This is a genomic window from Pandoraea faecigallinarum (genome assembly GCF_001029105.3).
GTDB classification, from domain to species: domain Bacteria; phylum Pseudomonadota; class Gammaproteobacteria; order Burkholderiales; family Burkholderiaceae; genus Pandoraea; species Pandoraea faecigallinarum.
This window is the reverse complement of record NZ_CP011807.3, coordinates 2565318-2586852: the sequence shown is the minus strand read 5'-3', so window position 1 is coordinate 2586852 and position 21535 is coordinate 2565318. Positions and strand designations below refer to the sequence as shown.

The following is a 21535-nucleotide window of genomic DNA, read 5'->3' as shown; positions in this document are numbered from 1 at the left end:
GGGTGGGGCGAAATTTCATGAGCATAGCAGCGATGCCGTGACGCCGGAGTGACACGATGTCACGGCCGGCGCGGTGACGCGGCGTTCGCGGTGAGGTCCTTGTCGAGTTCGTCGTCAACTGCCGCACAAACACCGGTCCGTTTCAGCAATCGCACGGCGCCACGCCGCGTTAGCGTGCTTCGTCTTGTTGCGTCAGGCGATCCGACGTGCACCCGCACGACGGCCGTTCGCAGCAAGTTTCCTCGGAGGAACGCTCAATGACACGCTTGCATCTGGGAACACCGCACCATGCGCATCGACCCGCGTCGCATTTTCATGGCGCGCCACAGCACTTCAGACGCACGGTGTTCGTCGACGACTGGCGTGGCAACCGGTCGTCGCGACGCCGCAACGGGCAGCGAGCCGCGTCTGGACGACGCGCCGACGCGACGATGGCCCCCGAGGCGGGCACGCACGCCTTGCGGCCGGGCGTCTCGCATGCCGCTTTTGCGTTGTCGCTGCTCGCGCTCACCTCACTGGCGGCGTCCGCCAGCGGTGCCCGGCGTCCCGAGCGCAGCAATGCGTTGCCGGAAGCGCAAAGTGCGATGCGGCCCGCGATGCCCTCGCAATCGCATCTCAGTGCGGGTGTATTCGGACTGTTGACGTCCGGCCCGGGAAGGGACGTCACACGCGACGTCGACACGGTGTGCCTGCCACCCGCCGACATGCAACCATTAGGCGTGACGCGCCTCGCATCGAACGGCACCGAAGCGTTACGCGCGGGCCGCACCGCCTATCGACGCGACGTTCAACGCGCGCTGGCGATATTGATTCGCGATGCGGTTGCGGCGTGCGGGAGCGACACACGCGAGGCATTTGCCAATGCCGAGGTGCTGATCCCGTTCCGTACGTCGCTCATCGTCGATCACGCCGGCGGGCGAGACTTGCCGGCGCAACGCGTGATGTACGACGCGACCCACGCGATCGTACTCATGCTTCGAAGTCCGGCAGGTGAGTGGCGGCAATACGCGTTATCGCTGTCCGGCAGTGCGCCGGGGCTGGTCTCGCCCCTGCTGAATTGCGTGCCGCGTCACACCTTTTGGCCGCGGTGCTTTGCGCAGACTCATGGCGCCACGCTGTGGGGAGACAACTGGCCGTCGATAGCGTCGCGCATTGCGCAGGACGACGACCTGCGATTCTGGGACAGGCGCGCAGGCGCATCGATATCGCCGGGATGGCCGTCGGCGAATGCCACGGTCCTCGACTCGCCGGATCTGGACGAGGTCGCCGAATTGCTGCTCGACACGGTGCAGCAGCACTTGCCGCGGGACAGACGTCATGCGCCGGGCGATGCGAGCGGTGCGCGATTGCCGCGTCAAGCGCAACCCGACAAGGCGGCAAGCATCGATGAGGTGAGGGGGCTGGCCGCGCGCATGACAATGGCCGGATTTGGATGTCTTGCGGCGGTGGTGCACCCCGATTCGCTTCGGCACGACGCCATTGCGCTGCTCTCGCACCTGTGGCCGGAGACAGCGCGGGAGCCGGCGCAAGGCAATATGGCAGACCCCGTTGCGAAGACCTTGGCGTCGCAGCACGGCGAACACGTCACGTATGAGCGAGAGCCGTTCGACGGGCCACTGGGACGGGGCGTGCAATGGATCTTACCGCCGGACACCTATGTCGAGTACCGCCCGGACCTGACGCAGAATGGCGTGCAGGTCTTCGACGTCGACGGTGTCCTCTACGGCGCAACGGTGGCACATACGCGCAAGCATGCGTCCCATCTCCGGCCGCTGGACGAAATCCGCGCCGAAGCCGGGCCGCACTCGTTATGTCGCATCTCCCGGGGCATGGGCACGGATGTCGACGGCATGTGCCTCGAATGCCACTCCGAGCGTGCCGGCCAGGTAACGGTCACCGAGCAGGGGGCGACGGTGACGCAGCATCAGATTGTCGAGGCGTCGCCGGTCTTGCGTTTGCGTGTTGCCATCTACGCGCAAACGTTCGAGGCGGCCGATGGCGCTCGACGCTTCTTCGCGTTCGGGCGTCTCGGAGAGTTCGACGAGGACGATATGCCGCACGTCCGGCCGGAGGCGCCACGGGTCGACGCATCGGTCTACCTGCAGACGCTCGACGGCGAATTGGCATTCTTCGAGCAGGCAACGACGGATGGCCCGGTCGGCGGCCGCCGCGTGCACCTTGTGCTCGGCGGCATGCGGATCGCGGTGCCGTTCGGCACATATCGCGATGCTCACGGCATATTGCATGGCGTAGCGCAGGTTTCGCAGGATGTGTACTACCGGTTCGCGCTGGCGCACGGCGATGCAGGCGCTACGCGCCGCCACGTGCGACTGAGCCGCCGCGATGCGCAGGATCGCGACATTCGCGAGTACTGGAGGGCGCAGCGGCACCGGGCCGCCGCCGAGAACGCCATCGTGCTGCCCACCATTTCCTATGGCGAGACGCGGACCTTGCTGCAACTGTATTTGCGAATGTGGGAGCAGTCGCCTTCGCCGGCGGCAGTATGGCGCGGTCTGGAAGACGTGCCGTTGACGGTCTCGCAGGCGCGACGCGCAGTGAGCCAGCTCGCCCGTGCCATCGAGCACCGCGTGGCTTCTGCCCGGGCCGCGCGCGAGGGTGCCGGCGAGGTGGACGACCTTCGCGCGTCGCCGCCGCATGTCGATCCGGCGCTGTTGCCCACGTTTCATCAATTATGGTCTCACTGGCAGCGATACCCCGCGCAGGCGGACGCGTTCGTCAACGCTATCGCACGGGATTTCGTTTCGCGCCCGTCGCCGCTGGCGGTGTGGTCGCAATTGCCATTCACCGGCGACGTGCAAACGACCCGCAACGTATTGTCGTTGTTCGAAGAGGTGTTTCCGCGCATGTCGGGACTGCAAGCGCTGGTGACGGGCAGAGCCCGCGCCGCGCGAGACGTTCAGGAGCGGCTACGCGAGCTTTCCCGCAACGCGAACATCGCGCTGGCCGAGGTGACGCTCGTCGACGGCACGCGCACCATTTACTACTGCCTCTCCGGACTGCAACGCGCAACGTTGCCGACGAACGCGCCGGGTGCGAGGCTGGTCGATGCGGGCCGCGCTTACGCGCAGCGCGAACACAGTGTCATCGCGCAGCGACGTGGCGGTGCCGCGGGGCAACGGCCGGAAGATCCGACGGAGCCGCCGGCGCTGCGCCTGGTCATGGCCGACGCCAACCTGCCGACTTACCACGCGGCGTCCGGCGAGGCGAAGGCGCGCACGCTGGACACCGAGCGGCTGATTCTGGCGCAGATCTATATGGACCACCCGGCGGGTGAAGGCGTGGTGCGCTCGATCGTGATGTGCTCGCGCATGCCGTTCTGCGATTCATGTGCAGTCAATCTGGCGATGACGCCGTATCATTATCCGGACGCGGAATTGCGGTTCTATTACGTAGCGCCGTCGCCGCGCGACAAGAAGCAGGCGAGGGCAACGCCCGCCACTGTCGATGCCGTTTCCGATACTCGCCCTGCGCCGTCACGCGCGCCTGGCAACCCGCCCGGCGCCAGCCACGCCCACGTGCATTCGACGCTCTGACGCCGACGTCCGTGCGTTTTTCCCCTATATTGATCGGTCTCGAAGTCATTCCCTGCGAGTGACCCCATGACCGGCCGGGCCGTCGACGTTCTCAGGGCCCGGTCGCCGCGTCAGTTCATGACAACGGCAAAGGAGCGACGAACGCATGACGGCGCCTGATTCTTCTTCGCGCAAACCCGCTATCGGCCTCGGCGGTGCCGCCCGCGATCTCTACCGCGCACTATGGTGTCACGCGCGAGGCACGCGTAGTCATCTACTCGGTGCCGCGGCGTTGTTATCCGCCGCGCAACTGTTGCGCCTGACGATGCCATGGCTGGCGGCGCAAGCGATCAATGCCCTTCAGCAAGGCAACATGGCGCTTGCAGGCCGCTGGATCGCGTATCTCGTAGGCGTCTACCTGCTGTCATGGCTGCTGCATGGCCCGGGGCGGATCCTTGAGCGCAATGTCGGGGTTCGCGTGCGCGTGCGGTTGGCGCACGAGTTATACGCACGTATTGCCGCCGCGCCGTTGGCATGGCGCGACGGGCGGCACTCCGGCGAATTGCAGCACCGGGTGGTTCAGTCGAGTCGCGCGCTCTCCGACTTCGCGCAGAATCAGTTCGGCTACCTCCAGAGCGTATTCAACTTCGTCGGCCCGCTGGTCGCATTGACGCTGCTCTCGGGCACGAGCGGCGTGATCGCGGTGTCGGGTTACGTCGTTATTGCCGTCATCATCCTGCGTTTCGACCGCGTGCTGATGCAGCTCGCACGCGCGGAGAACGATGCGGAGCGCCGCTATGCCGCCGCGCTGCTCGACTTCGTCGGCAATGCCGGGACGGTGATCGGGCTGCGCCTTCAGGCCGCGTCGCGCAAACTCCTCGGGCATCGCCTCGACGCCGTGATGACCCCGCTGCGGCGCGCGGTGACGGTCAACGAAGGCAAGTGGTTCGCGGTTGACATCCTCGGCATGGGACTGACCTGGATCCTGGTCGTCGTCTATGTATTGCAGTCTCGCGAGCCGAGACAAGCCGTGATGCTCGGCACGGTTTTCATGATTTATCAATACGCGCAGCAGGCGGCTACGGTGGTCGGCGCCATGGCGTCGAACTTCCAGAGCTTCGCGCGCATGCACACCGACTACGGCAGCGCCGAACCGATCTGGGAGGCGCCGGGCGACCCCGACGCTGCAGTGCCCGCCGTCGTGCCCGATGCGCCATGGGACACGCTCACGCTGCATGGCGTGTCATGGCGCTATGCCGACGATGCGCGCGGCGGCCTGCGCGGCGTGGATCTCGTGCTTCGGCGCGGCGCGCGTGTGGCGCTCATCGGCCCGAGCGGCGGCGGCAAGAGCACATTGCTACGCGTGCTCGCAGGCCTCTACATTCCCCGGCAAGGGGAACTGCAACGAGACAGCGTGACGACCGACTGGGCCGAGTTGCGTACGCTGGCAACGCTGATTCCGCAAGAGGCCGAAGTCTTCGAAGCGAGCGTCGAGGAGAACCTGACGTTCGGTGAACCGGCAGATGCCCATGCTTTGCGGAGCGCCGTGCACGCCGGCGTGTTCGACGACGTTCTGCAAACGATGCCCGACGGCCTGGCCAGTGCCCTGAACGAGCGCGGCGGCAATCTCTCGGGCGGCCAGCGTCAGCGGCTTGCCTTGTCGCGCGGCGTGTTGGCGGCGCAGGGCAGTTCGCTGCTGCTTCTGGATGAGCCAACCAGCGCGCTCGATCCGCTGGCCGAGGCGAGGGTCTTCGAGCGGATGTACGCGGCGTTCCCTACGGCGTGCATCGTCGCATCGGTGCACCGGCCAGGCCTGCTGGAGCGCTTCGACACCATCGTCGTGATGGAAAGCGGGCGTGTCGTCGATGCCGGTCCGCGCGACGAAGTGCTCGCCAGACGCACGTCATTACATCGTCATGCCAACCAGTAAGACGCATGCACCGGACCGCGCGCCCGCCGCGAACCACTTTATCCGCGCCGCCGTAAGGAATTTCTTTTTGCGTCGTGCGATACCTCGTGTAAGGCGAACCGTTCATGACGTTTTTTTAGCGAGCGCGCTATTCGTTACGCGCTTGTGCTAAAGTTCCGCAGCAAAAAATCAAACGCGAATTCAGCGAGCACCGAAATAACGCTCAGGAATCCAGATCGTTGCGTTTCGCCGTACGAGACGATGTAGGAAAATTTGCGACACGCCAGTTCCAGTAGTCGAAAGTGTTGTACCGAATCAGTTTTTGCAACCGCATTGCGAAAGGGTATCGGGGAACCATGATTAACGCTGCTGTGAGCCACCTGACAGGGCGGCTTAACGAATATCTCAGGCAAGCCTACGCGCTCACCGAAGACATCGCGACGATGTCCGGGCTGGTCGACGTCAACGGACAGGCCGTCGCAAACACGAACAACCGTCTGGTTGTCATTCTCACGCATATCGAACGGGATACCGGACCGGTGCGCAAGGGCATTGCCGGGGATGCGGGCAATGCGCGCCAATCGCTCGGCGTCGCACCGCTTTATCTGAATCTCTATCTGATGGTCGCCGCCAATTTCACCGGCGGTAATTACGAAGACGCCCTGAAACTCGTCTCCGGCGCCATCGCCTTCTTCCAACGCCATCCGGTTTTCGACCATCGATCCTCGCCGTCGCTCGATCCCCGTATCGACCGTCTCGTGCTCGAGATCGAAAACCTGAATATCCGCGAACTCAGCAATCTCTGGACGATGCTCGGCGGCAGGTATCTGCCGTCCGTACTTTACAAAGTGCGTTTGATGGCGCCGGACACCGACGACATCACCGGCACTGTGCCGACCGTGCGCGCGCCGGTGCCGGCGCTCAATCACTGAGCGGAATCGCGGGCATGCCTACGTCGGCTTCCGCGCCAGTGGTGCCGGGCTACACGCGGCTATTCACTGTCGACGTCACTCACGCGTACTGGCCCACGCCGCACGTGTGGCTTCGCCATGCGCCCACGCCTGCGACAGCGCAGTGGGTAAGCCGTCGCGATTTGCTGGTGCGGGCGCACCGGCAAGGTGTCGCCGTGTTCTGCATGGAGAACCGGCGCGATGTGCTGCTCGATGCCATCGGGCCCGGCGACGCGGTCGCCACGTTCAAGTGGTATGCACAGGACACCGAATTTGCGCTTTGCACGCAACCGGTATCGCCGGACAGATCGTCGGTCTATGTCGTCGGCAGCGGGGCGAGCGTTGCCGTCGAGGGGCCGGCGCCGTTGCGTCGTCTGCATGCCGGAGCGTGCATCGAGGCAACCGACGCCGTTCGCGTCGATGCACCGGCGCTCGCGTGCGAACTCGATCGCACCGACCGAGTGAATCCCCCGGTACTCGTCGCCCGGATCGATCTTGCCGATCACGTGGCGGCGGCCGGCGCGACCGGCGTCGATTACGTCGCGAACTTCGCCGCGCGCGCCAGTTGCTGGCGCTACTACTACGTGTGCGCGCCGGACGCGGGGGTGTTGAGCGTCGTCGACCTCGACGAGAAGGTGAGTTTCGTCAACGTCGGCAGCGAGGCGCGCCCGGGCGGGCGCCGGGCAGTGATTTTCGAGAGCGAGCAGGAGATCGCAATGCAGCAGCAGTACCCGCAGCGATTTCAGTTGCGGGAACGGGGCCGGTCGGGTGAACGCGTGTTGATCCGGAGACTGCCCAATGCCGACATCGGCAGCCTGACGCAGAAGACGCCGAAGGTGCAGAAACCGCAGGAAGCTGAGCAAGCGGCGCAAAGCCGGGCAGTACTGGTATCCGAGATCTACGTCAATTGACATCGATGACCGAGGTGAACTCATGGCGCAATACAAAACACCAGGCGTGTACGTAGTCGAGCAAAACGCATTTCCCAACTCCGTGGTCGAAGTCGCCACGGCGGTGCCCGCGTTCATCGGCTACACGCAATTCGCCGACAACAAGGGCACACCGCTTGCCGGTACGCCGTGGCGTATCAGCTCGATGGCCGAATTCCTCATGTACTTCGGTGGACCGCCGCCGACCACCTATTCGCTCGATGCCGTCGCAGCCGGCAAGGCCGCCGCCGATGCTCCGGCCGACGCCGGTGGCGATGCCGGCGGCGGGGACGCGGCGCCCGCACGTCCGGTCGTCACCGATCTCTTCATCGGCGCCGTGGGCGCGCGCAAGCCATTCAAGTTCACGGCGCAAGCGAAGGAGTATCTGCTGTACTACAGCATGCTGCTCTTCTTCCAGAACGGCGGTGGCCCGTGCTACATCGTCTCGGTCGGCACCTACGCCGACGGCGACGTCGATTCGGACAAGCTGACGGCGGGCATCGACGCACTCGTCAAGGAGCAGGAGCCGACGATGGTGCTCGTGCCGGATGCCGTGCGTCTTTCGCGTCAGGACTGCGCCAAGGTGCAGACGCACATGCTCCAGCATTGCGGTTACACCATGCGTAACCGGTTCGCGATTCTCGACGTATTCGACGGCATGTGGGACCGCCAGGCGCCCGGCGGCGACTGCATCACGAACTTCCGCGACGACGTCGGCACGTCGTTCCTCGATTTCGGTGCGGCGTACTACCCGTGGGTCAACACGTCCATCGTGACGGACAAGGATCTCGACTTCACGAAGATTGCCAATCCGGCGCAACTCCAGACACTGATCACGGCGGAACTCGACGCAGTCATCAACCCGCCCGCAAGCGCGTCGCCCGCCGACAAGGCGAAAGCGGCGCAGGTCAAATCGGTTGTTGCCAAGTTGACGAGGGCGGCCCCCGCCGCGCAGGGCGACGCCGGCACGGCCCCGGCCGATGGCGGCGATGCCAAGGCTGCGGCGCCAATGTCGAAGGACGACATCGCCACGCTGCACAAGACGTTGAGCGTCATCAGCAACGTCTACGTTCAGGTGCTTCAGGCGCTTCAGAAGAAAGTCAACCTGATGCCACCGGCCGCGGGCATGGCGGGGCTGTACACGCTCGTCGACAACACCCGCGGCGTGTGGAAGGCACCCGCGAACATCAGCCTGAACGGTGTCGTTTCGCCGAGCGTGAACATCTCCAACGCCGATCAGGAAGACCTGAACGTGCCGACTTCGGGCAAGTCCGTCAACGCGATTCGCAGCTTCATCGGCGAAGGGGTGCTCGTCTGGGGCGCGCGTACGCTCGACGGCAACAGCCTTGACTGGCGCTACCTGAGCGTGCGCCGCACGATGATCATGATCGAGGAATCGCTGCGCCTGGCCTGCAAGGCCTACGTGTTCGAGCCGAACACCGCCAACACGTGGGTGACGATCAAGAGCATGGTGCGCAACTTTCTCACCAGTGTGTGGAAGCGCGGCGGGCTGGCGGGGGCGAGCCCGGACGACGCCTTCCAGGTGTTCGTCGGATTGGGCGAGACGATGACCGGCGAGGACATTCTCGAAGGCATGCTCAAGGTGACGGTGCTGGTGGCAGTGAGCCGTCCGGCCGAGTTCATCGAGCTGACGTTCCAGCAACAGATGCAGAAGTCCTGATGCCGACCTGGCACGACCCGCTTGGCCGGGCGTGGCACGGTAGCGCCACGTGCGATGCCTGTGCCGTCCGGCATTTTCCGCATGCAATCAATAGACGAGGTGTGTGATGGCAGACGATGGTTCGAAACAATCCACCACGGTTTGGCCCCTTCCGAAGTTCTACTTCCAGGTGAAGTGGGATTCGCAGGTCATGTCGTTTCAGGAAGTCAGCGGACTTGACGTCCAGTCCGAAGAAATCAAGTACCGCCATGGCGATAGCCCGGAATTCTCCGTCATCAAGATGCCGGGCATGAAGAAGTACGGCAACGTGACCATGAAGAAGGGCGTGTTCAAGTCCGATAACAAGTTCTGGGACTGGTTCAACCAGATCAAGATGAACACGATCAAACGGGTGCCGGTCACGATCAGTCTGCTCGACGAGGCGGGCAAGCCCACGATGGTCTGGACGCTCGCCAACGCATGGCCCACGAAGATCACCGGCACCGATCTGAAGTCCGAAGGCAACGAAGTCGCCATCGAGACCATCGAGATCGTGCACGAAGGTCTGACGATCGCCAACAGCTGAGCTGGCGTCGCCACGCTGGTGCGCCCGCATCACGGGCCGCCAGCGCCGAGTCCCGCTTTCCCGATTTCCCGCTTCCCGATTTGCCGACATGCCGTCATCGCCGTTCGATCCCTATCCGCCGTCCGCCTTTCACTTCCGTGTGATGTTCGCCTCCACGGCGGGCGCCGTCGATGCGTCGTTTCGGGACGTCTCCGGCATCAGTACGGAAGTCGATACCGAATCGGTGCCGGAGGGCGGCGAGAACCGGTTCGTCCACACGCTGCCCAAAGGCGTGAAGCATCCGCCTCTGGAACTCAAACGCGGCATTGCCTCCGTGACGTCGCCGCTGGTGATGTGGTGCCGTTCGGTGTTCGAAGGCGAGTTCATCGTGCCGATACGGCCGCAGTCGCTGATGGTGCAGTTGCTCGACGAACTGCATCTGCCGATTCGCATCTGGACGTTCGCGAACGCTTATCCGGTGAAGTGGGAAATCGAGAGTTTCGGCTCGACCAAAAACGAAGTCGCCATCGAGAAGATCGTGTTGAGCTACACATACTCGACGCGCATGGCGTAACACGAATCAGCGAATTCCGGGGATTTGGCGATGCCAATCGAAATCGGCCATCTAAGCATCAAATCGACGGTGGTGCAGCGCGCGGCGGACCACGCCGGCCTGCCGGCCACCATGGAAGACGAGTCCGCAACGACTTACACGTTCGACGAACAGGCGCGCAGCGAACTGCTTGCGCAATGCCGCGCGCTGGTGCGCGAGATGCTCGAACGTGCGAGGGAGCGCTAAGCCGTGGCGACGAGTCTCACCCGACGCAAGTTCAGCATTGCGCCGTGCACGGTATCCAGCGGGCAGATTTCGGTCGACGGCAGTCGCGCGCCGTTCGAAGCGTTGATCAACCCCGTGGGCTACAAACGCAAGCTGAGCATCGAATACAACAAGAAGCAGACGCTGGGTCAGCCGAGCGCCACCCCGCGTTTCAGTGCCGTGCGCCCCGAGACCATCACCATCGAGAATCTCGTGCTCGACGGCACGGGCGTGGTGGACGGCACGGGATCGCGCACGGTCAAAGACATGATCGACGCCATGCTGGCGGTGATCTACAAATACGACGGCAAGAAGCATGAGCCGAATTACGTGCGCCTGCTGTGGGGCACCTTCATTTTCTTTGGGCGAGTCGAGTCGATCGGGCTCGATTACACGATGTTCAAACCCACGGGCGAACCGCTGCGAGCACGCGTGACGCTGGGTATCGTCGGCTGGGTGAGTGCGACGGAGAGTTCGCTGCGCGCGAATCTCAGCTCGCCGGACCTGAGCCATCTCGTGGAAGTCAAGGCGGGCGACACCTTGCCGCTGCTTTGCAACCGTATCTACAACGACCCGTCGTATTACCGCGAGGTCGCGCGCATCAACAACCTGACGGGCTTTCGCAAGCTCGAACCGGGCACGATGCTGCGCTTCCCGCCGCTCGTCTGATCCCATGGCCGATTCTCCCGCCCTCAATACCAGCGCCGTGCTCAAGCTCTCCATCACGAGCAACGGCAACGCCATTGCCGACACGATTCGCGTGATTGCCGTGGACATCGAGCGTGCCGTCGGTCGCGTGTGCCAGGCACGCATCGACATTCTCGACGGCGACATGCCCGACAACGACTTCCCCGTCAGCGATCTGGAAACGTTCGCGCCGGGCGCGGCCATCGTTATCAGTGCAGGGTATGGGTCGAGTGCGATGCCGATCTTCGACGGTGTGGTGATCCGTCACAGCATACGGATTTCCGAGCGGAACGAGGCGCGGCTGGTCGTGGAGTGTCGCCACAAGGCCGTGAAGATGACGATCGGCTGCAACAACGCCAATTACGTCGACATGAAGGACAGTGACATTCTGAGCCAGTTGATCGAGAAGGCCGGGGCGACGGCGGACGTGGCGGCGACGACCACGCAGCACAAGGAAATCGTGCAGTTCTACAGCACCGACTGGGACTTCATGCTGCTGCGGGCCGAAGCGAACGGCGCGCTGGTCATCGCCGACGACAACGGCACGGTCATCGTCAAGGCACCCCAGACGTCGTCGGCGGCGGTACTGAAGGTGACTTACGGTATCGACCTCATGTCGTTCTCGGCGGACATCGACGCGCGTACGCAATTACAAAGCGTGGTTGCCGCGGCGTGGGACCCTGGCACGCAGGCCATGGTGCAGCAGACCTCTGCGCCGGTCTCGCTCTACGCGCAGGGCAACCTGAGTGCGTCGACGTTGGCCGCCGTGGCGGGGCCGTCGACGTTCCGTCTGCAATCGACGGTGCCGGTGCCGTCGGATGACCTCAGGTCCTGGGGCGACGCGACCCAAATGCGCGCGGCGCTTGCGCGAATTCGCGGGCGAATGTCGTTTCAGGGCAGCGCGCTGGCCAAACCGGGCGCGATGATCGAACTGGCAGGCGTGGGGAAACGGTTCAGCGGCAGTGTCTTCGTGAGTGGCGTGCAGCATCGCATCTCGGACGGCAACTGGATTACGGAAGTCGAGTTCGGCATGTCGCCGGAGCGCTTTTCCGAGCGTCGCGGGGCGAGTGACGTCATGGCGTCCGGGCTGCTGCCCGGCGTGGGCGGGTTGCAGATTGGCAAGGTCATGAAGCTCGATGCGGACCCCGAGAGTCAGTACCGCATTCAGGTCGCCGTGCAGGTCTTGCAGGCGGAGACGGTCGGCGTATGGGCGCGGCTGGCGAGTTTCTACGGATCTTCGGACATCGGAGCGTTCTTCATTCCGGAAATCGGTGACGAGGTGATTCTCGGATACCTCAACGGCGATCCGTCCTATCCGGTGGTGCTGGGGAGCGTCTACAGCAGCCAGCGCAAAATGCCGTACGAACTGACGGCCGAAAATTACACCAAGGCGCTGTGGACGAAGGGCCTGCTCAAGGTGATCTTCGACGACGAGAAGAAGGTCATTACGCTGGTGACCCCGCAGAAGAACACCATCGAGATGAGCGACGACGCCAGGTCGATCTGCCTGACCGACCAGAACGGCAACAAGATCCGGATGACGCCGGACGGCATCACGCTCGACAGCCCCAAGGACATTGTCATCAACGCGCAGGGCAAGGTCAGCATCAGCGCGCTCGGAAACATCGAGCAGTCCGCGAAGGCCGATCTCAAGAGCGAAGCACTCAACATCACGAGCACCGCCAATGTCGGTTTTACGGCGAAGGGATCGGCCACCGCGGAGTTGTCCGCGAGCGGGCAGACGACGGTCAAGGGAGCGCTGGTGATGATCAACTGAGGCGCCGCTGACGGCGAGGCAGAAGCACGCACGACGAAGTTCGCCCCCCGTCAACTACCTCAGCCGCCTCAGTCAATGAGGCACGAACAGAACGAATTACCGAGGAGACTGCGCCATGCCGATGGCCGCCAGACTGACCGACATGCACACCTGCCCGATGCAGACGCCTGCCGTACCGGCGCCGATTCCTCACGTCGGCGGCCCGATCATCGGCCCGTGCGTACCGACCGTGCTTGTCGGCAAGCTGCCTGCGGCGGTCGTGACGGACAACTGCATCTGCGTCGGGCCGCCGGACAGCATCGTCATGGGTTCGACGACCGTCATGATCGGCGGCAAACCGGCCGCTCGCGTTGGCGACACGTGCGCCCATGGCGGCGCGATCGTCATGGGCTGTCCGACGGTGATGATCGGCGGGTGAGGCGCGGGGACTACGCATGAGCACAGACAAATCGTTTCTCGGCACCGGGTGGTCGTTTCCCCCGCGTTTCGGTGATAGCGCAGCGAATGGCCGTACGCAAATGGTTGAAGCGGAAACCGACATTCGCGAGAGCCTCGGCATCATCCTGTCCACGGTGCCGGGCGAGCGCATCATGCAGCCTACCTTCGGCTGCGGCATCAAGGCGTATGTCTTCGAGGAAATCAGCGAGAGCGTGATGACCGAGATGCGCGATGCCATCGAGCGCGCCATCCTGTTTTTCGAGCCGCGTGTGAGCGTCGAGCATATCGACATCGACGCGTCCAACGCCATGCAGGGCCGTGTGGATATCCTGATCGACTACACCGTTCCCGCCACGAATACGCGAACCAACATGGTTTATCCGTTCTATTTCCTTGAAGGCACCAACCTGCCTGCGGTGCAGATCGGGTCACCGGCCGAATCATCGGCCGAATCATCGGAATAGCGCGCGCCGATGCACAACCTCATCATCCGGGACGGGACCAGTCAGGCAATGCGGGCTTTGCCCCCGTTGCAGGACCGGTATTTCGATCTCGACGAGATGACCTTTCACGAACTGCTCGACATTGTCGTCGAGTTCGCGGCACTGGTACGGTTCCATAACGCGCAGGACTTGCCCGAAGGCGATTGGTCGCCGTTCTTTCGCGCCGACGAAACGGTCGTCATGAGCCGGATTCTCGCGTTCGATCTGACGCGCGAGACGGCGCGTTTCGCTCAGTGGTGGCGCGACACGCCCGAATACGACGGAGTGAGCGCCACGGGCGCCGGGCTGAGGTCGATGTTGCGCGCCTCGCCCGTGCCGGCACTCATCGAAACGCTCAACGGCTGGTATGAAGCGCTGTCGCAGGCACAGAGCGATAACGGGCTTGGGCTGCGCACGGTGTTGCGTGCCGTCATCATGCAACTCAGCCGTCGCGAGACGGGCGTGCTTGGGGCCCTGGAATCCGCGCAACTGCGCGTGCCGCTGGACCCGGTGTGGACCGAGGCCCCGACATCCGTGATCGCGCAGGCCGGCGATGCGGCGGCCCGCCCGCCAGCGGCGCGCCCGGGACTGAGCAAGGCGGATGTGCGCGCAGACTTTCACGCGTACATGAAAGCCATCGAGATGGTACGCGCGGAGGCGCTGGCGCGGTTGCCAGCGTCGTTGCATAGTGGCACGCACGATCCGGCCGTCGGTCTGCTGATCGCCTTCGTCAGGCAGTTCGAGAAGCTTCAGAGCAAGCTCAACGGATACACGCAGAAGTTCATCGACTTCTACTATGAGCGCATGCTCGGCAGCGTGCCGCGCGGCGTGGTGCCGGATCGTACGTGGCTGGTCATGCGCCGCAACCCGGATGCCGGAGACGTCGTGGTGCCTGCCGGTACGGCGTTTCCCGCCGGCATCGATGCACAAGGCCACGACATCCTTTACCGGTCGGAGGACGAGTTGCGCGTGAGCGGCGCACGAGTGAGCCGGGTCCAGACACTCTACCTCGATCACAACGGCTACAGCATGCCGGAGAATCTCCTGCCCGAAGATGCCGATGCGGGGAAAAGCGCAAGGAAATGGCCCACGGCGGCCTGGTTCGACGAAGTGCCGTGCACCCCGCCAGGAACGGTGCATTCGCGGGCGTGGCCCATCCTCGGTGCGCCGAAACCCGGGGCGGGCATCGGCCAGCACAGCGCGGCGCGCATCGGATTTGCGCTGGCCAGCAAAGTGCTGCTGCTCAAGGAGGGCGAGCGGGTCGTCACGCTGACGATTACCTTTGCCGACGACAGGCTCGTCACGCGCCTGGCAGAGGTCGCCGATGCGGTGTTCGGCCGTGTCCCCGGCGAGAGCGCCAGTCGTGAAGGCGATGAAAGCGGTGAAGTGGCCGACCAGATGCATCTGCGGCGCCAGGACCTGTATCTCAAGATGCTTCGCAGTCTGTTTTCGGTCGCACTGACCGGTGAGACCGGCTGGATCGAGATAGCGGGATACGTGCCCTGGCTCGAAGACCGGGAGATGAGGCTGAGTTTCGTGGTGCCGCCGCAAGCGCCATCGATCGTGCGATATTCGCCGGCGCTGCATGGCGAGGCATTCGACGTGGACACGCCGCTGGTCCGATGCGTCATCAATCCCGGCGCGTACTTGTTTCCTTATGGTCTGCTGCGCAATCTGCCGGTCACCGGCGCGCGCATCGACGTCGAGGCGCTGGGGTGCCGCGATCTGGTGCTCTACAACAATATCGGCCAGTTGAGCGCCGCGACGCCGTTTGCCCCGTTCGGACCGATTCCGCGCCTAGGCAGCTATCTGGTGGCGGGTAGCACGGAGATGGCGTCCAAGCGCATTAGCCGGTTCCGCCTGAGGATAGAGTGGGCCGATTTGCCCCGGGTGACGGGCGGCTTCGGCACGTGGTACGACGGCTACGACGTGCGGGTGACCAACGAGGACTATCTGGCCTCGGTCGAGGTACTCGCCAAAGGCGGCTGGCTACCGGCGGGAGACCCGCCGCGTCCGGTTGTTCCCCTGTTTCACACGCGGGTGACGCCGGGCAAGGGCGAGCGGATCGACAACACCATCGTGTGGGATGCCGGATCGCTCGTGCACCTGTTCGAACCGGACGCCGGGGTCGGCCCCGCGCATCCGCTGACCTGGGGACCCGGTGCGAAGAACGGTTTTTTCAAGTTCACGTTCGCGGCCCCGGCGTTTGCCTTTGGCCATGAGGTGTAAGCACAGACCCTGTCGACAACCATGCTCGCCAACGCGCGCAGGCGCATGTGGCGTCGCACGCGTGCGATGCCGCGCGCGCCGTACACGCCCATCGTCAACACGATCGCCTTCGACTACGCCGCGACCGGCGCGATCAGCGTCGAGCGCATCGCGAATCGCGACGAAGACGGCCGCTTTCTCCATCTGCTGCCATCCGGTTGGGAATCGCTCGACGTGACGAGCTATCCGGCGCCGGAACTGCTGCCACGCTTCGAGGACGCGGGCAATCTCTACATCGGTATCGACGGCGACGACCTGGGCGATACGCTCACGCTGCTCTTCCAGTTGCGCGAAGACTCCCGGCCGGTTGCGGCAGTCGCCGAGGCCGCGCGCGACGAGGCGCATCCGGCGGGGCTGCGCTGGAGTTATCTCTCGGGTAACGTCTGGAAGCCGCTTTCGCGGCGCGACATCCTGACCGATGGCACGCATGGATTGATGACGTCGGGCATCGTGACACTGCGCGTACCCGCCGATATCGGCAACGGGAATTCGGTCATGCCGGACGGTCTTTACTGGCTGCGCGTGAGTGCCGACCGGGACATGGAAAAGTATTGCAGCCTGTACGCCGTGCACGCGCAAGCGGTGCAGGTGCGGCGTGGCGACGACGTACCGCCGTCGGCGCCCATGGTCCTGCCGGCAGGCGCCATCACGCGCGCTCGACGCCCGCTGCCGGGCATCCTCTCGGTCACGCAGCCGCTGCCCTCGTGCGGGGGGCGTGCGCAGGAGACCCGCGAACAGATGCGCACACGGGTAAGCGAGCGTCTGCGCCACAAGCAGCGTGCCGTGACGCCGGCCGACTTCGAGTCGTTGATCCTGGAAGCGTTCCCCGAGGTCTATAAGGTGAAGTGTTTCGCGAATCTCACGACGAAGCACGGACCGCACGACTGCGTTCGGCCCGGGCAGGCGCTCATCGTGCCCTTGCCGTACTGGCCGGTCGGGCGCGACGGCGAGCAAATGCCGATGCTCGATGGCAATGTCGTTCGGCAGATCGCCGAATTCGTCAACACCCTGTCGTCACCATGGGCGGGCATCTCGGTGGAGAACCCCGTCTACGAGCGCATCCAGGTCCGATGCAAGGTGCGCTTTACCGAGCGCGCAGGCAACGGGCATTACCTGGAGTTGCTCAACGACGCGATTTCCCGCTTCCTCACCCCATGGCAGGACAGCGAAGGCTATCGCACGCATTTCGGCTGGTGCATCCGGCAACACGACATCGAGGCCTTTATCGGTGCGTTGCCATATGTGCAATACGTCTCGGGATTCTCGATGTTGCGCATTGCCTCGGTGACGGCTGCCGAAACCGGTCCCGGTGGCGCTCACCCGGGTGCGACCGGGATGCAGACGTTCACGCTGTTCGATACGGCTCGGCAGCCGGGCGGTGCCGCCGGTCCGCAGACCGATATTTTGCCGCTGTACCCGTGGAGCATCGCAATTCCTGCGGCGCATCACGCCATCGAAGCGGTAGACGACGACAGGGACTACGAGGGCGTGCCGACCACGCTGAGTCAGTTGGAAATCGGCACGACTTTCATCATTTCGGATGACGACCATGAATGGAAAACCGATCGCCCGGCGTAACCGGGACACCCTGCGGCGCAAGTTCGGCAACGGCGAAATGCCTTCGGCGACGGCATTCTCCGAACTGATCGACTCCATGCTCAACATTGTGGACGAGGGCTTCGACAAGACCCCCGTCGACGGATTGAAAGTCTCTCAGCTCAATCAGGGCAAGTTGCTGAGCTTCTATCAGAACATCGATCTGAAGAGTCCGATCTGGACGATACAACTGGACGGTGAGGCAGGCGGTCTCGCCTTCGGCAACGGCGACAATCCCACGGCACTCACCCTGCGGCAGTTGAGCACTGCGCGCGGCGAAACGGCGTCGGACCCGCCGGCCCGCGCGACCGGTTTCGAACTCGATGTCGCCGGGCGTGTGGTCGCCGACGGGCGGCGTGGGCGTCCCGGCGCACGCGCAGTGCTCGCCGACGGCAAGTGGCACGACATTACGGATGCGCTCACCGGCTGTCAGGCGTTCGAGATCACGGCCGGTGTGGGCAAACGCGGCAGCGGCAAGTTCGCGCTGATGCACGCTTACGCGGTCATGGCGTACAACGGCAAGGGCGATATCGATTATCGCCAGTCCCACTTCGGCAGCAAGTGCAATCGTCTCCAGCTCCGGTGGGCCGACACGCCCGACGGCGCAAAGCACACTTACGTGCTGCAAATGCGCGTGGGCTGTCCATACGATTCGACGCGAGACGCGGCGGGGGCACCGAAGACGTGGGTGACGTATTACCTGACGACGCTATGGTTTGATTCGGACATGACGGGCAGCGCGACGGACCCGGAACCGAAGGGGGCACAATGAGCGCAATGAACGTATCGAGCGCCGCGCCTGCGACGGTGGACATCGTCATCGCGTCCGACGACGCTCAATTGCTCATGGCCGCACTCGGGGAATTGCCGTTCAGGCGCGTCTTCGAGTTGATCGGCCAGTTGAACCGGCAGGCGAACGCCGTCTCTCCGGGCGCGCCCGTGGTGTGTTCGCTGGATGCCGCTGCGTTCGGGCTGGTGGTGGAAGCGCTGGGGCAACTGCCGTACCACCGCGTGCACGCGCTCGTCGACGACCTGAAGGCGCAGTTACACGCGGCGCGTAATGGGGGAGACGGTGCGGGAGACGGTGTGCGGTCCGACCACACGCGCCGCATGCCCGATATGTCAGGCATCCCCGGCGTTGCGGGCAAGAGGATGCAATGAACGCGCCCGAGTCCATCGCTCGCCACGATAGCCACGACAAGCGGCCCGATCCGCACGGGCTGGATTTCGACGCCCTGCGCCGGGCGGGCATTTCGACCTTGCAGGCCTTGTGCGGCGAGCGCTGGACCGACTACAACCTGCACGATCCGGGCGTCACGATTCTCGAGCAACTGTGCTACGCGATTACCGAACTGGGGTACCGGTCCGACTTCCCGCCCGAGGACTATCTGGTCGGCGACGATGGGCGAATCGACTACGCGCGTCATGCGCTGCACCCGGCCGATGAGATATTTCCGAGCGAAGTCCTGACTTTCGAGGACTATCGGAAGCTGTTTTACGACACGATCCCCGAGATTGAAGATGTCTGGCTCACGCGTGACGATCGGCCGACCACCACCGGGCACGCCGCGCATGGCCGCTGCCGCGTCGCCATTAAGCTCAACGACGCGCTGTACGACAACGTCGACGCCCGAACGCGCGAAGCGCATGAAGCCGCGGTATGCCTGCGTGTGCGTCAGGTTTTCCATGCGCACCGGAATCTGGGCGAAGACCTCTCCGAGGTGAACGTCGTGCCCGTGCTACCGGTGTATCTGAGCGGCGAAATCCAGATACACAGCGAACGCGACCCGGCCTCCATCTTCGCGGACATCTTCTTCCAGTGTGCGAGGGCTGTGCACTCCGGGTTCAGGATCGAGCGCTATGTGAAGGCCGCGCAAGCCGGGATTCCGCTCGATACCTTATTTGCGGGGCCACGCACGGTACACGGCTACATCGCGAGTACCGGTGCGCCGGCGCAGGGAGTGCCGGTGGCGCTCGCACGCCTGGTGGGGCTGGTGCAGGCGGTGGACGGCGTTGCCCACGTGCAGCGGCTGGCGCTGTGCAATGCCCACGGCTCGCCGGTGAATGGCGACAGCGTGACGGGCGCGCACGGCGCGGTGCTGCGCCTGTGCTTTCCGGGGGATGCGCAACGCAATTTTCTTCGGCTGCGTTTCGCCAGCGGCGCGCTCGGCAACGGCACGCGGGCGCACGCGCACGGGGCCAGTCCGGAGACAGCTGACGACGGTGGAGGCGATGGAAGCGGCGGCAATGGCGACAATGGCGGAAGCGACCATCGTCGCGAGGAAAAGTCGCGGGTCGTGCTCGACGACGCGCGCGTGGCGCTTGCCAAGGCGCGCTTCGAGTTCGATACGTTGCGCAACACGACGCAGTCGGTGGCGGGGATCGTTCCGGCACCGCAGGGCACACAGCGCATGCTGCGCGACTATTTTTCCATCCAGCACCAGTTTCCGGCGATCTACGGCATCAATCGCTTCGGCGTCCCGCCGACAGCTCCGCTCGCCAATCGCGTGAGCGCCCATCAGCTCAAGGCGTATCTGTATCTGGCCGAGCAACTGATGGCGAACTATCTGGAAAACCTGCAATCGGTCGGGCGCATGTTCTCGGTCGACACGTTGTACGAGACGTACTTCTCGCAGACCATCGGCAACGATGCGCTGCCGGACATCGAAGCGTTCTATACGGCTGCGCCCGAGGCCGTGCGCAGCCGGCTCGAACACATCGTGTCGAGAAAGGACCGTGCCGAGGACCGGCGCAGCCGGTTGCTCGACGTGCTGCTGGCGATGTATGGCGAGACATACTCGCAAAAGTCGCTGCGCCGCTTCGACGACTATCAGGACGCGCACGGAGCGCGCTGGCTGATCGACAACAAGCTGGACTTCCTGCGGCACATTGCCACGCTCTCCCGGGACAGGGCCTGCGCGTTCGACATCACGGCGAGCGACTTCCGGCCGGACGGACGCGCCAACGTGGCCGGCGTTCACACCAAGATTTCCATCTTGCTGGGGCTGCCTGCCGAGCCGCCGCGTGCGCCGTTGGGCGACGCGTTGTTGCGCTGGCGTCTGCGTTTGCAACCCGACCATGCGGCGACGAAGGAGAGCTACGAGCACGCGGCGGCGCGTCTGATCGTCCTCAAGTCGCAGGGCGAACCGCCCATGCACAACGCGCACCAGGGAGATTCCCTTGTGTCGTCCGGCGACACGCTGCCGGCGAGGCTTCTCATACACGGCGTGCGCCTGGAGAACTACGTGCTCAGGCAACATGGCGATGCCGTCCACGTCCATTTCCGTACGCACGACGCGCGTGTTGGCGCAGCGCCATCCGGCGAAGTGCAACTGGCCCGGTTCCATGGCGATGAGGCGGTCTCGTACGCCGACCGCTATGTCGAAACGCTGCGCGGGTTCCTTTGCGAATTGAACCGCCAGTCGGAGGGCTTCTATCTGGTGGAGCACGTGTTGCTGCGCACGCAACGCGGCTCGGAATCGCAGGGGAATGAGAAGGGCGATAAGCAGGAGAATGAGCAGGGCGCGAGCGCGCGCGACATGGAATCGTTCTTCGATGCGCGTGTGAGTGTTGTCTTTCCTGCATGGACCGCACGTTTCAGCGATCCGGATTTTCGACTCATGGCGCAGGAGACGGTATGCCGCAATTTGCCCGCCCATCTGGTGCCGGAGTTTCACTGGCTGGATTACGTCGCCATGCGCGACTTCGAACATCGGCATCGTCTTTGGCGCGCGCGCCTGCGTGAACGGGAAATTGCGCGGGAAATTGCGCGGGAAACTGCGCGGGAAACCGCGCGGGAGACAGCACGCGAGGCAGCACGTGAGACAGCGCAAGCGCCGGATCGGCTGGACGCGGCGAGCGCGAGTCTGCGCGCGTTCCTGATGCGCCGCCGTCGTGCGCACAACCTGACGCTCTGGGTGTAGC

Annotated in this window: 17 protein-coding genes; all 17 read left to right on the top strand. The window is 64.3% G+C overall.

The features are described 5' to 3' along the window. Positions 1–257: 257 nt before the first annotated feature. The 17 genes from AB870_RS11345 to AB870_RS11265 all read left to right on the top strand — a co-directional run bounded on the left by AB870_RS11345 (position 258) and on the right by AB870_RS11265 (position 21534). Positions 258–3554: a hypothetical protein gene (locus tag AB870_RS11345; RefSeq protein ID WP_047908069.1), complete on the top strand. Its 3297-nt coding sequence runs from the start codon at positions 258–260 to the stop codon at positions 3552–3554. Positions 3555–3699: 145 nt separating this feature from the next. Then, a complete protein-coding gene (locus AB870_RS11340) occupies positions 3700–5463 on the top strand; it encodes an ATP-binding cassette domain-containing protein (protein WP_047908068.1) in 1764 nt (587 codons plus the stop codon). Positions 5464–5798: 335 nt separating this feature from the next. After that, positions 5799–6374, top strand: coding sequence for a Pvc16 family protein (locus tag AB870_RS11335; protein ID WP_047908067.1), 576 nt, complete (start codon positions 5799–5801; stop codon positions 6372–6374). A 14-nt stretch (positions 6375–6388) separates the two neighbouring features. After that, positions 6389–7303, top strand: a complete 915-nt coding sequence (locus tag AB870_RS11330) for a hypothetical protein (protein WP_157112297.1) — start codon at positions 6389–6391, stop codon at positions 7301–7303. A 22-nt stretch (positions 7304–7325) separates the two neighbouring features. Then, positions 7326–9002: a phage tail sheath family protein gene (locus AB870_RS11325; RefSeq protein ID WP_047908065.1), complete on the top strand. Its 1677-nt coding sequence runs from the start codon at positions 7326–7328 to the stop codon at positions 9000–9002. Positions 9003–9108: 106 nt separating this feature from the next. Beyond that, positions 9109–9567, top strand: a complete 459-nt coding sequence (locus tag AB870_RS11320) for a phage tail protein (protein ID WP_039398341.1) — start codon at positions 9109–9111, stop codon at positions 9565–9567. 88 nt (positions 9568–9655) lie between these two features. Next, positions 9656–10120 (top strand): phage tail protein, encoded by a 465-nt coding sequence (locus tag AB870_RS11315; protein ID WP_047908064.1) that lies wholly within the window; start codon positions 9656–9658, stop codon positions 10118–10120. Positions 10121–10150: 30 nt separating this feature from the next. Next, the gene (locus tag AB870_RS11310) at positions 10151–10345 is read left to right on the top strand and encodes a DUF5908 family protein (RefSeq protein ID WP_047908063.1); all 195 of its coding nucleotides are present in this window, start codon (positions 10151–10153) and stop codon (positions 10343–10345) included. Positions 10346–10348: 3 nt separating this feature from the next. Then, positions 10349–11032, top strand: coding sequence for a CIS tube protein (locus tag AB870_RS11305; protein ID WP_047908062.1), 684 nt, complete (start codon positions 10349–10351; stop codon positions 11030–11032). Between the two features lie 4 nt (positions 11033–11036). Next, positions 11037–12827 (top strand): type VI secretion system tip protein VgrG, encoded by a 1791-nt coding sequence (vgrG, locus tag AB870_RS11300; RefSeq protein ID WP_047908061.1) that lies wholly within the window; start codon positions 11037–11039, stop codon positions 12825–12827. 115 nt (positions 12828–12942) lie between these two features. After that, the gene (locus AB870_RS11295) at positions 12943–13245 is read left to right on the top strand and encodes a PAAR domain-containing protein (protein WP_046292002.1); all 303 of its coding nucleotides are present in this window, start codon (positions 12943–12945) and stop codon (positions 13243–13245) included. 16 nt (positions 13246–13261) lie between these two features. Beyond that, positions 13262–13729 (top strand): GPW/gp25 family protein, encoded by a 468-nt coding sequence (locus tag AB870_RS11290; RefSeq protein WP_047908060.1) that lies wholly within the window; start codon positions 13262–13264, stop codon positions 13727–13729. Between the two features lie 9 nt (positions 13730–13738). Then, positions 13739–15976, top strand: coding sequence for a hypothetical protein (locus tag AB870_RS11285; protein WP_064674817.1), 2238 nt, complete (start codon positions 13739–13741; stop codon positions 15974–15976). A gap of 21 nt (positions 15977–15997) precedes the next feature. Further along, complete coding sequence (locus tag AB870_RS11280) at positions 15998–17593, top strand: baseplate J/gp47 family protein (RefSeq protein ID WP_047908058.1); 1596 nt, start codon at positions 15998–16000, stop codon at positions 17591–17593. Next, a complete protein-coding gene (locus tag AB870_RS11275; protein WP_071386867.1) occupies positions 17565–18383 on the top strand; it encodes a hypothetical protein in 819 nt (272 codons plus the stop codon). Before AB870_RS11280 ends, AB870_RS11275 begins: the two co-directional genes overlap by 29 nt. After that, complete coding sequence (locus tag AB870_RS11270) at positions 18380–18772, top strand: hypothetical protein (RefSeq protein ID WP_071386866.1); 393 nt, start codon at positions 18380–18382, stop codon at positions 18770–18772. Before AB870_RS11275 ends, AB870_RS11270 begins: the two co-directional genes overlap by 4 nt. Next, complete coding sequence (locus tag AB870_RS11265) at positions 18769–21534, top strand: hypothetical protein (RefSeq protein WP_047908055.1); 2766 nt, start codon at positions 18769–18771, stop codon at positions 21532–21534. Before AB870_RS11270 ends, AB870_RS11265 begins: the two co-directional genes overlap by 4 nt. The last annotated feature ends 1 nt before the right edge of the window (position 21535 follow it).